This is a genomic window from Ignavibacteriales bacterium (genome assembly GCA_016700155.1).
Lineage (GTDB): Bacteria > Bacteroidota > Ignavibacteria > Ignavibacteriales > Ignavibacteriaceae.
Map to the genome: position 1 here is coordinate 1,035,969 of CP065001.1, position 12,545 is coordinate 1,048,513.

The following is a 12,545-nucleotide window of genomic DNA, read 5'->3' on the forward strand; positions in this document are numbered from 1 at the left end:
TTCAACTTCTATGAAAAAAACAAATATCATTTTGATCTTTATCTCGATGGTTTCTATAAATATCTATTCTCAATCTGCCCCGACTTCTTCGAGGAGAACCGTTAGGTACGATTTATACATTGCCGATACTACAGTTACTTTAGGAAAAAATAAAACAAGTGCTATTGCTGTAAATGGAACTATTCCGATGCCTACATTAACATTCACTGAAGGTGACACAGCAGAGATTTGGGTATATAATAATTTAGACGAGGAAACAGCTCTGCACTGGCATGGTCTCTTTCTACCTAACAGGTACGATGGCGTGGCTAATCTTACACAAACACCAATTAAACCTCATTCAACATATTTGTATAAATTCCCTATTATTCAGCACGGCACGCATTGGTATCACAGTCATTTTAAGCTGCAGGAACAAATTGGTATGTACGGCGCTTTTATAATACTTAAAAGAAATGATGAACCGGATATTCCAACGCTAAATGTGGTATTAAGTGAGTGGACTGACATGAATCCTGAGGAAGTTAATCGAAGTTTAAAATCTGCCACAGATTGGTTTACAATAGAAAAAGGTTCTACCCAAAGTTATGGTGAAGCATTAATCCGTGGACATTTCGTAACGAAGCTAACTAATGAATGGAAACGAATGACAGCTATGGATGTAAGCGATATTTATTATGATAACTTTTTGATAAACGGGAAGAACCAAAGTGAAGAGCCTCAATTTAAGGCAGGAGACAAGGTGCGGCTGCGTATAGCCAACGCCGGCGCATCTGATTATTTCTGGCTAACATACTCGGGCGGTAAAATAACTGTAGTGGCAACTGATGGCAATGATGTTGAACCGGTTGAAGTTGACCGGCTTATCATCGCTGTTTCAGAGACCTACGATGTTATTGTTACAATTCCTGATAACAAGAGTTACGAAATTTTAGCAACTCCGGAAGACCGAACCGGATCAGCTTCGTTATGGTTAGGCAGCGGAGAAAAAGTACCGGCGGCAAAATTACCTAAACTAAAATACTTTGAAGGAATGAAAATGATGAACGATATGATGGATATGAACGGCAACATCATTGAAATGGAAGGAATGAATATGCAGAACCAGGTAATGGATATGAATACCGTTATGTACCCCGAAATATCTGGTCCTGAAAATGCTGAAGATACTATCAAGAATGAAGACATGCAAGGGATGAAAATGGGTGAAGAGAATTCACATATTGTAACTCTTAATTATGAGATGCTTCGCTCCCCTGAAAAAACTACTTTACCTAAAGGAACCTGGAGAGAATTAAAATTTGATTTGACGGGAACTATGAATCGCTATGTGTGGACGATGGATAATAAGACTATTTCGGAAAGCGATAAGATTCTAATTAAGAAAGGAGAAAACCTAAGAATCATTCTTTTCAACAATAGTATGATGCGTCACCCGATGCATTTGCACGGTCATGATTTTAGATTGCTTAATAGTCAAGGTGAATACGCTCCTATGAAAAACATCATAGACATTATGCCAATGGAGCGGGATACAATTGAGTTCGCGGCTTCCGAGTCTGGTGGTGATTGGTTCTTTCACTGTCATATTCTTTACCACATGATGGCAGGAATGGGCAGAATTTTCAGTTACAAAGATTCTCCACAAAATCCTGCTTTACTTGATCCCGAAAATGATTTTCAAAATTTCCTTAACGATCACGGTGGTGAATTTTACCTAATGGGACGCGCAGGAGTAGAAAGCAACGGAAGCGATGGTGAAATAAACTATGCCGGAACCCGTTGGGAGTTGCAAACATTATGGCATTTAGGTTATAAGGATACGCGAGGTTATGAGGGTGAAGCTAACTTCGGACGCTATCTTGGCAAGATGCAGTGGCTATTCCCTTATATAGGATTCGACTATCATTATAAAAAGGCTTCTCAGGAAAAGAACTTGTTCGGCCAGGTAAGCAACAAAAATGATAGAAAAGCATTTGCAGCCGGAGTGCAATATACACTACCAATGCTTGTAATTGCCGATGGAAGAGTTGATTCAGACGGTAAATTTCGTTTCCAACTTAGCAGAGAAGATATTTCCATTACGAGCCGTTTGCGTCTAAATTTTATGGCAAATACCGACAAAGAATATATGGCTGGCTTTAGATATATTGTTACCAAATATTTTTCCTTTTCAACACATTATGACAGCGATATGGGTTATGGTGCTGGCATAACACTGACTTATTAATTCCATTACGAAACTGCGATTATGTCAAGCAACTCGAATACAAAACTAAACAAAGCTTACTTATTAATTATTTTCTTAGCTGCACTGCTAGGAGCAACGGTCGGCGGTTTTGCCGTTTACTGGATTACTTCGTCAGACTCGACAAACCAAGCTTTTCAAAACGATGACAAAGTAAAACTGTTTCCCCAACACATAGAGTCACTTCCAATAGTTGATATTGAAACTGCAGTAACTCGTGCTGTTGAAAAAGTGAGTCCGGTTGTTGTTACAGTAATAAATAATTTGACTGAGGTAAGAAGAGGATTCTTTGACAGTCAGAGAATGCAACAGAAGGGTTCAGGATCTGGTGTTATCGTATCTGAAGATGGATACATAATTACAAACAATCACGTGGTTGAAGGTTTTAATTCCCTTGAAGTAATATTAAGCGATGGCAAAACTCTTCCCGCCGAATTTATCGGCGGAGATAAATTCGCCGATATTGCAGTTATTAAAGTTGACGGTAATTGGAATAATTTTGCTCAATTAGGCAACTCTGACATACTTAAGCCCGGTGAAACTGTAATTGCAATGGGTTCTCCACTCGGTGAGTTTCAAAATACTGTTACTGTAGGCGTAGTAAGTGCACTTGGCAGAGCAATCGAAACATCACAACAATTTTCGATGGAAGATTTAATTCAAACTGATGCTGCAATAAACCGCGGCAACTCCGGCGGACCTCTGGTAAATTTAGCCGGGCAGGTTGTTGGTATAAATACTTTAATTGTTAGAGGCAGCGGTTATTCCGGGGATATCGCTGAAGGGCTTGGTTTTTCTATAGCATCCAATACTGTTGATGCTGTGGCTAAGCAGCTTATAGCGCAAGGTTATGTAGCAAGACCTTACCTCGGAATAAACTGGCTGCCAGTAAATCCGCAACTATCTTACAGATATTCTCTGCCGGTAGAATGGGGCGTTTATATTTCTGAAATCAGCAAGAGTTCACCCGCTTATAAAGGCGGACTAAGAATTGGCGATATAATCACTCAAATTGCTGATGAAGAAATAAACGAAAAGAATCCTTTCATTAATATTTTGTTAAAACACAAACCGGGTGAAAAAGTAAAAGTAAAGTATTACAGGGATGATGATGAAAAAACTTCGGTGGTAACTTTAGGCAAGGCGGAGAAATGAACGGAATATTGGAATGATGGAATGATGAATGCTGAGAAATGGAATAATGGAATTATAATCTGCTGCCTAAAAGAAAAAACAAATGAATAAAAATCTTTTCTATATCTACCTCTCAATTTTTTTGGTTTATGTGGGATACGGATTAACCCTTCCACTGCTTCCTTTCTTTGTTGAAAGAATGTCATCAATAGTAATGAACCAGGAAACTGTTTCATTACACGTTGGAATGATAACCGGCGTATTTGCGCTGATGCAGGTTTTGTTTGCACCTCTTTGGGGAAAGCTTTCGGATACTATAGGAAGAAAGCCGTTGTTTTCTATCGGCTTAATTGGTACTGCATTATCAATCTTTATTTTTGGAATAAGCAGCAATTTATACTGGCTTTATTCTTCAAGAATAATTGGAGGAATATTTTCAGCAGCAGTAATTCCGGTTGCAAGCTCTTATGTATCCGATTTGTCTCCAATAGAAAACAGAGGGAAAGTGTTAGCGTGGATTGGAGGTGCAAGTGCAATTGGTGCAACTGTTGGGCCAGCAGCATCATCTTTTCTTTCCAATATTAATTTACCGGTCTATTCTGTTTCTAATTTTTCTTTTGATGAATTCTCTATTCCGTTTACTTCAATATCAATACTGTTGGGCTTTAATTTATTTTTAATAAAACAATTACCGGAAATTTCAAACGTAGATTCTTCAGGTTTTATCGTTTCAATTCCTCAAAATGAAAAGATTAGCATTGTTAGTATTGTTAAGAGTATACGATTTCTTTTAATCCTTTCGTTTGTAAGCCAGTATTCGTTAATGTTGTTTGAAGCAACTTTTTCACTGCACGCAAAATATTTAATTAACTACGGCACACTGGAGCTTGGAATAATATATTCTTTTTGCGGCGGGATAATGGGAATAGCTCAAAGTTTTTTTATAGGACACTTAATTGATAAAAAAGGAGAGAAAGTTTTGATGCCGTTTGGCTTTTTACTAACTGCCATTGGAATTATTTCTCTTATGGTATTTGAAAATTTATTTCTAATCATATTAAGTGTTACGATACTTTCAATTGGAATTTCTTCAATAACTCCTTCGCTTTCTTCGCTAATCTCAAAAAGATTTCCTCAAAATACAGGTTCTGCTTTAGGCGTTCAGAATTCTGTTGATAATCTTGGCAAGGGAATCGGAGCAATTCTGGGGGGGATACTTTTTGCATTAAATATTCATTTGCCGTTTTTATCTGCCGGGTTGCTGCTGCTGATAATTGCTGCCGGTTTATTTGGAAAGTATCATTACTCCGAACCCGAATCGGATTCCTATTAACAAATTTAAAAATTTTTAAGATTTTTAAATCCTTACGATAAAGAAAAGCTCAATTATTCATTTAATTAAAACATTTCCCCGGCATACCATTTGGCTTCATAATATTGGACTTTAATAAGTCGATGTTAGATAAAAATATTATAAAACTTTTTAAGGAGAAACATATGGTACGGGGAATTTTGTCGTTGGTTATAGTAACGGGAATAGCAATAACATTATTGTTAAGCTCTGCTATAGAAGCGCAGCCGTTATCTAAAAGAATTGGTAATAAATCTTTGAGTGAAAGAACCCATCAAACTTTAATTCCATTCGATTATTCCAATTATAAAAAAGTCGGTCCTTTTTCCAGGAATGTATATACTCGCATCCGTGAAAAGACAGAAAATAGTAAAAATGTGTTTGCAAATGGCAATCAAAACTTTTTTCTGAAACAAAAAAGGCATTCAGCTTCTCTTACAACAGATAATGAATTCACATTATCCAAGAAAAGATCGGTAAAGAACTTTTTTCTTGATGGGAAGAGACATCAATAAGAAAAAAGTAAGTTTTAATCAATTTACAAGGGTTGGTGATATTTAATTCATCAACCTTTTTTAATGCACTTGGAACTGCCCCTTAACATATTTAAATATTTTTAAGATTCTTAAACTTTTCAGAAATCAAAACCTTTGTTATGTATTATAATCACAACTTTTTAATGGCATCTCTCTTGTCTAATCTACTATAAATCAAAATCGGAGCAAAAAATGTTAAATGAGATTTTAATTGTCGGTCTGAGTTTATTCAGTATAGTTTTGACTTCCAAAGGAATTTCAGCAGTCAGAAAGCTTCAGCCGATTAAAGTAAAAAGCAAAAACGAAAGGAGTTGAGAAAATGTTAACCGAAATTTTAATCATTGGTTTAATCTTAACCAGCTTGGTTTTAGTTGTACTTGGGATTTTTTCAATAAAAGAAAAATTTGTAAGAAGGTATTTTTTATTCGTTGCTGTATTAACCGCTGTGTTTTTTGCAGCTACGCTGGCAGCTAACGCCCAGGAAAAACCCACTGAAAAGAAAGAGCACAAGATGATGATGCAAGATGAGGATATGCAGAAATGTATGGATAAAATTGCATCCGATGAGCACATGAGAGGAATGATGATGCAAAAGATGATGGAACATACCAAAAGTGATTCCTCCGGAATGATGCAGATGTGCAAAATGATGATGGATAATCCCGAAATACACAAAATGATGATGAAGATGATGCACGGTGAAGGAATGATGGATGGAATGATGAAACACGATATGAAAGATGAAAAAAGTGATACTATGAAGAAGAAGGAAGAAACAGAGCATAAGTCTCATCATTAATTAAAACTAAAAGCAAGTAGTTAATAGCTTGAGAAAGGAGTTAAATAAGATGGCACACGATCCGGTTTGCGGAATGGAAGTGAAAGTACCCTCGGAATATTATATTGATTTGGATGGTAAACGATATGAGTTCTGTTCTGAAAATTGCCAGAATAAATTTGCCCTCGATCCGAACATTTACATTGAAAAAATGAATAAAGTTGAACCAACGTACAGAACAACTAGTGATGGAATAGAGAAACTTACTTTACCAATAAATGGTTTACACTGTACTTCGTGTGTAAATACAATTGAAAGAGAAGTAAAGAAACTGCCTGGTGTTAGAGTAGCTCGTGTTAATTATGCAACAGAGATGGCACACGTTGAATATATGAACGGTGAAACAAGTACCGAAGCGATAATCGGGGCAATTAAAAAAGCCGGCTATCAGACAGGACAGTCAACTCTGAAGATAGGAATAAGAGGAATGTATTGCGGATCGTGTGTCTCTAAAATTGAAAAAGAATTGAAGCAAAAAAGTGGAGTTATTTCTGCAAGTGTTGATCTTGGAACTGAATCGGCAATTATAAAATACGTACCTGGTTTAATACAACTTGACGATTTAAAAGATGTAATTGAAAAACTCGGCTATGAAACTTATCCCATTCAAGGGTTCAAACAAGAAAAGAAAACTATAGAAAAAGAAACTAAAGGAAAGGTTGAAGAATCGGCTGATGAAAACCAGCTTGCACGCGAAAAAGAATATAAAACTTTGATGAGGAAATTTATTTTTGCTGCAATTCTTTCCTTGCCTGTTATCCTTTTCAGTTATCCTGATTTATGGGGCTTACCAGAACAATTCCAAAAAGGAACGGAACTGTTGACATATATCTGGTTAGGAATGGCTTTCCTGAGCCTGCCGGTAATGTTCTGGTCTGGTTCCCAGTTTTATTCCGGAGCTTGGGCAGCTTTTAAAAACCGTTCAGCAAATATGCACACATTAATTGCAACCGGAATTTCTGCCGCTTGGCTCTATTCTGCAGTTGCTGTTTTATTTCCGGAAATTTTTCCTTCCGAACAATTAGCTGATGTATTTTTTGATGTTGTGTTTGTCGTTGTGGCTTTGGTTGTTCTTGGGATGGCACTAGAAATTCGAGCTAAAGGAAAAAGTTCCGAAGCGATTAAAAAGTTAATTGGGCTTCAGGCAAAGACCGCTAGGGTTCAGCGAAATGGAAAAGAGACTGATATTCCTATTGAAGAAGTTGTTCTTGATGATATTATAATTGTAAGACCCGGCGAAAAGATTCCAGTTGACGGAGAGATTGTAGATGGCTCTTCCACAGTTGATGAGTCAATGATTACTGGAGAATCTATTCCGGTTGAAAAGCACATTGGTGATGAGGTAATTGGTGCATCTATAAACAAAACCGGTTCATTCAAATTTAAGGCAACAAAAGTTGGTAAAGATACAGCACTCGCACAGATTATTCAGATGGTTGAACAGGCACAAAGCTCTAAAGCGCCAATACAAAGAATTGTGGATAATGTTTCGGGTTATTTTGTTCCTGCAGTAATTATTTTGGCAATTCTTTCATTTGTCACCTGGTATGTATTTGGTCCGGTTCCTCAAATAATTTATGCTTTGATTGTTTTTGTTACAGTGCTTGTAATTGCCTGCCCGTGTGCTCTTGGTTTGGCAACACCGATTTCTTTAATGGTTGGAGTTGGCAAAGGTGCTGAAAACGGAATTTTAATCAGAAGTGGTGAAGCTTTGGAAACTGCACAAAAATTAGATTCAATAGTTTTAGATAAAACCGGAACAATTACTCAAGGTAAACCATCGCTCACTAATGTAATAACTTCAAATGGCTTTAAGGAAGATGAAGTGTTAGCACTTAGTGCAAGTGTTGAGAGATCTTCGGAACATCCATTGGCAGAGGCAATTGTAAGAGGTGCTGAGGATAAAAATCTAACCCTTAATGATCCGAAAGAATTTAACGCAGTTCCAGGTCACGGCGTTGAAGCAAATGTTGATGGAAGGAAAGTGCTTCTTGGGAATCTTAAGATGATGAATAAATTTTCTATACAACTTAACGGCTTGGAAGAACAAAGCCGTAGGCTTGCTGATGAAGGAAAGACACCGATGTTTGTTTCGATTGATAATAAAGCTGCCGGTATAATTGCTGTTGCAGATATTATTAAACCGGATTCAAAAGAGGCAATTGCTCAACTTAAAAAACTTGGTTTGGAAGTAGTAATGATCACAGGAGACAACAGCAGAACAGCAAATGCAATTGGAAAACAAGTAGGTATTGATAGAGTTCTTGCAGAAGTTCTTCCGGAAGACAAAGCATTTAATGTGCAGAAGCTTCAGAATGAAGGAAAGAAAGTTGCAATGGTTGGTGATGGAATTAACGATGCACCAGCATTAGCTCAGGCAGATATTGGATTAGCTATAGGAACCGGAACTGATGTGGCAATAGAAGCTTCTGATATAACATTAATTAAAGGAAGTCTTAAAGGTGTTGTATTGGCTATCCAGCTTTCAAAAGCTACAATGAAAAACATTAAAGAAAATTTATTCGGTGCATTCTTTTACAATGGACTCGGAATTCCAATTGCTGCCGGATTACTTTATCCCTTCTTTGGATTATTACTTTCACCACTAATTGCCGGTGCTGCAATGGCATTTAGTTCTGTAACTGTTGTAACCAATGCGAATCGTTTAAGAAGATTTAAACCAAAATTGAAATAAGGAGATATCAAAATGGTACTCGATCAAATATTAGTAATTATTGGAGGGCTTGCATTATCCACTTGGGTAGCGTGGTACTTCTGGTTCTCTGAAAAAGAAGCTGTAAAAATTCAAGCTGCCGCAGGAGGAATACAGGAAGCAGTGATAAAAGTTAAAGGCGGTTACACACCGGATGTTCTGATATTCGAAGCCGGTAAACCTATTAAATTAAATTTTGTAAGAGAAGAAACCGCTGCCTGCACAGAAGAGGTTATTTTTTCAGATTTAAATAAAAGGGCAACGCTAACTCCATTTAAAACTATTCCTGTCGAATTAACAATTGATAAACCGGGCGAATACGGTTTTCAATGCGGGATGGGAATGGTAAAAGGGAAATTGATAGTGCAATAAATTCCTTTACAAAAAAAAGGAGATGTTAAGGTGAATCAGGAAAATTTTATTCGTGATGTAGTTTGTGGAATGTACTTAATAACTACTGAAGGATGTAAAGTTAGTGAAGTCAATGGGGAGAAATATTATTTCTGCTGTGATACTTGTAAGGCAGAGTTCGATAAAAATATGAATAAGTATATTGATAACATTCCACAAAACAAAAAGGGTGAGAAGGATTCTGATAAAGTTGAATGGGAAAGAGACCCTGTTTGTGGTGAGAGAATTAAAATAAATGATGCAAAAGGTATAAGTATCTATAAGAACGAGAAATATTATTTCTGCTGCGTAACCTGCAAAAAAGTTTTCGATAATAATCCTTCTGTTTATGCTGACAAAGAAGAAGGATATTTTGATCCAAATAATCCAAATGATTTCTTAGATGGAAGCTTTAGGATACTTTAAATGATGGCAACTAAAATGGATGCTTTTAATACTAATGTTACAACTAAAAAATTTGACGAAATAATTCAACTTATAAAAAAATCAGATTTTTTCAGTAAGCATAAAACTATCAGTATCAATAATCAGCAGTTAAGACAAATATATCTTAAAACAATTGATTTACCATTAAAGTTAAAGTTCTATGCTGATAAACAGAACATTTTTACACTCGAACATCTCTTAAATACAGAAACCAAATCGATTTTAAGAAACAGAAATATTGGAGAAAAAACTATAGTAAAGTCAAGGAGAATAATACTTGAAAATCTAAAGAAGATAAAAGATTGCTTAGTAGGAACAGAACCAGAAGAGTATTTAACTGCATTTAAAGATACAGACTGTTTTGTGGGGAAATACTTCCCGTTACTTAGAGATAATTTCGCAACAACACAAATATATTTTAATCTGGCTAGCCAGGATATATCTTGCATTAAACTGCCTAAATTTATTAAACAATACATTTTGAAAAAGAAAAAAATAAAATGCATACTTGATTTACTAAATGTTGATTATAACGAACTTATTAAGGAACCAATGATCGGGCATATGACAATTAGAAAACTACAGACAGAGATTATTGACCTTTTGAATTTAAGAAAAGTCATATTCCTCAGTTAAGACGGTAATAAATGAGTAATATATCTGCTTGACATTTTATTATTCAATTTCCATACTGCTGTTTACTAATTCTAATTTTTTGTTTATTGAAGAAGTACAAATTAAATTGTTTTACTGACAGCCCTTTATCTCTCACAAATTTTCCATGTGAAAAATTGTAAACAATTGCTAATTTTGTCCGAAGGATCCTTTGGAAAAACAAAATTTATAGTTAAACATATTTAACCAAATGAAAACAAAAATAATTTCTTTTTGCTTGTTACTGTTATTTACTACCTCATTTAACAAAGCACAGGAGTGGGAGTTTGTTGGTTTGGATTCGATGATTATTTACGGATTAGAAGTAAGAGGCGATACTATCTGGGCAGGCACGCGCGATCTTTCAATGAACGATAATTCAGGATTGTATAAGTCAATTGATCAAAGTCAAACTTGGGAAAAACTGGATAGTTCATTGGGCAATAAGACCGTCACTTTATTTTCAATAGATAAAAATAACAGTTCAAAAATTTTCATTTTAAAACTATATTATCAAACAGGATATTTCTTTAGAACAACGAATAATGGTTTAAGCTGGGATTCAGTTGGGACTCCGGGAGATGCACCTATTACAGATTTTATTATTTCGCCTATAGATCCAAACGAATATTATGTAATAACTCATACCCGTGGTCATGAATGGGAAACCATTGAATTGTTCTATAAAACAACAGATGCTGGAAATTATTGGGAATACAAATGCTGTCCCGGCGAACAGGAATTCGGAATAGTAATGACTTTTGCTATTGATAAAATAAATCCTAATACTCTCTACATAAGTGGAGCTTCTGCAGGAGAATTTTTTAGACGCAGTACGGACAGAGGAAACACATGGCAAAACCTGTCTAGTCCAAATGTGTCCATAGTGTTTTTAGATTTTTTCATAGTAAACCGTATCTACCTTTTTAATTATTCTGATAAAATTTATTCTGATGATGGTGGTGTATCGTGGCAAAATATGGCAGGTGATTATACACCCAACGCACATTTTATTTCAGGTTATCAGGACTCAAAAACATCTATAATTTATGCATGGTTCAACGAAGGTTTATTTTATTCAGAAAATGATAATATATATTGGAGATTAATTCCTGGTTCACAAAATTTACCTGTTATTCAACCCTCAATTTATGCACGCACCATGAAAAATATTTCAACAGATAATAATTTTATATATATAGGTACTGCGAACGGTATTTACAAAACAGATTATGCTACGGGAATTGACGATATATCAAATAATACTTTACCAGCAGAGTACTACCTCAGTCAAAATTATCCCAATCCGTTTATAACCCTGCTACTACCATTTCTTATCAAATTCCTGAAAAGAGTTTTGTTTCCTTAAAAGTATATGATATACTGGGAAATAAAATAATAACCTTAGTGAATGAAGAAATATTACCAGGAGAGTACCAAATAGTATTTGAAGGTTCAGAACTACCAAGTGGAGTTTACTTTTATATCTTCACAGCAAAATCAGAAATTAGTGGATATTATACAGTAGGAAAAAAGATGATATTAATGAAATAGAATGTTTTATATCTCGAATAAGGTGTAGCCCAATCATATGTTTGCTTTACAGGAATAAGAGTCGATTATTTTTTAGGGGTAAGATCATATACAATCGATTCTCAAATCAAATTTTTTTATGAAACAATATTTAAGCTAAAGGAGGGAAATCCTCCTTACTCAAGATCGAGATTTGTATACAACTTTATAATTGTGAACCTTCCAAAGTTATTCTTTAATCGAAACGTTCCATTCTTATCAGGCAATCCAAGCTCAACAGCTATTCTCCTTCCTGATTCAAGTGTGATCTCAGCGTAGTAGGTTTCTACTTCCGCAGTAATTTCAGAAATCTGAATGATTACGTAATCATCCTCTTCCGACCATCTGATATCCTTTGTCGAAGAGCAATTGACAAAAAATAAAAGTATAAAAACAATCAGATATTTCATTTTATCTCCTGTTTGAATAAATTAAAAATGCCGGACTAACTGCCGGCATTACTTGTTAAATAAGTTTCTCAGTTTAACGAGAGCTGACTTTTTTTTAGCTCAGTCTCAAACAGTTCAATCACAGGTTCTTTACCCTTCTTTCTGACATCCAGATTAACCACGATCACTCTTAGGTCTGTTGCCTTAGTGATAATATCAGTAATCTTTCCATCTTCAATAATCAGATATATTTCTTCCTGCATATCTGGCTCC

Annotated in this window: 13 protein-coding genes; 11 read left to right on the forward strand and 2 right to left on the reverse strand. The window is 35.4% G+C overall.

What is annotated here, in order from left to right; genetic code table 11:
- Positions 1-10 precede the first annotated feature (10 nt).
- The 11 genes from IPM56_04315 (at position 11) to IPM56_04365 (ending at position 11,865) form a co-directional block, all read left to right on the forward strand.
- Entirely contained in the window at positions 11-2,230 is a 2,220-nt protein-coding gene (locus tag IPM56_04315; GenBank protein QQS37185.1) for a multicopper oxidase domain-containing protein, read from the forward strand.
- 21 nt (positions 2,231-2,251) lie between these two features.
- On the forward strand, positions 2,252-3,403 hold the full coding sequence (locus IPM56_04320) for a trypsin-like peptidase domain-containing protein (protein ID QQS37186.1): 1,152 nt from the start codon (positions 2,252-2,254) through the stop codon (positions 3,401-3,403).
- A gap of 82 nt (positions 3,404-3,485) precedes the next feature.
- The gene (locus IPM56_04325; GenBank protein ID QQS37187.1) at positions 3,486-4,715 is read left to right on the forward strand and encodes an MFS transporter; all 1,230 of its coding nucleotides are present in this window, start codon (positions 3,486-3,488) and stop codon (positions 4,713-4,715) included.
- Positions 4,716-4,879: 164 nt separating this feature from the next.
- A complete protein-coding gene (locus tag IPM56_04330) occupies positions 4,880-5,248 on the forward strand; it encodes a hypothetical protein (protein QQS37188.1) in 369 nt (122 codons plus the stop codon).
- Positions 5,249-5,588: 340 nt separating this feature from the next.
- Positions 5,589-6,068 carry a hypothetical protein gene (locus IPM56_04335; protein QQS37189.1) on the forward strand — a complete coding sequence of 160 codons (480 nt, stop codon included), beginning with the start codon at positions 5,589-5,591 and terminating at the stop codon, positions 6,066-6,068.
- A 49-nt stretch (positions 6,069-6,117) separates the two neighbouring features.
- Positions 6,118-8,802, forward strand: a complete 2,685-nt coding sequence (locus IPM56_04340; protein ID QQS37190.1) for a heavy metal translocating P-type ATPase — start codon at positions 6,118-6,120, stop codon at positions 8,800-8,802.
- 12 nt (positions 8,803-8,814) lie between these two features.
- Positions 8,815-9,192, forward strand: a complete 378-nt coding sequence (locus IPM56_04345; GenBank protein QQS37191.1) for a cupredoxin domain-containing protein — start codon at positions 8,815-8,817, stop codon at positions 9,190-9,192.
- Between the two features lie 30 nt (positions 9,193-9,222).
- Positions 9,223-9,636: a YHS domain-containing protein gene (locus IPM56_04350; GenBank protein ID QQS37192.1), complete on the forward strand. Its 414-nt coding sequence runs from the start codon at positions 9,223-9,225 to the stop codon at positions 9,634-9,636.
- The gene (locus IPM56_04355) at positions 9,637-10,293 is read left to right on the forward strand and encodes a hypothetical protein (GenBank protein QQS37193.1); all 657 of its coding nucleotides are present in this window, start codon (positions 9,637-9,639) and stop codon (positions 10,291-10,293) included.
- 229 nt (positions 10,294-10,522) lie between these two features.
- Positions 10,523-11,680, forward strand: a complete 1,158-nt coding sequence (locus IPM56_04360; protein ID QQS37194.1) for a hypothetical protein — start codon at positions 10,523-10,525, stop codon at positions 11,678-11,680.
- Positions 11,641-11,865, forward strand: a complete 225-nt coding sequence (locus tag IPM56_04365) for a hypothetical protein (protein ID QQS38222.1) — start codon at positions 11,641-11,643, stop codon at positions 11,863-11,865. The genes IPM56_04360 and IPM56_04365 overlap by 40 nt, the downstream gene beginning before the upstream one ends.
- A 155-nt stretch (positions 11,866-12,020) precedes the next feature.
- Here the strand turns inward: IPM56_04365 and IPM56_04370 are convergent, their stop codons facing one another.
- Complete coding sequence (locus tag IPM56_04370; protein ID QQS37195.1) at positions 12,021-12,293, reverse strand: hypothetical protein; 273 nt, start codon at positions 12,291-12,293, stop codon at positions 12,021-12,023.
- A gap of 68 nt (positions 12,294-12,361) precedes the next feature.
- Entirely contained in the window at positions 12,362-12,535 is a 174-nt protein-coding gene (locus IPM56_04375; GenBank protein ID QQS37196.1) for a hypothetical protein, read from the reverse strand.
- Between the last annotated feature and the right edge of the window lie 10 nt (positions 12,536-12,545).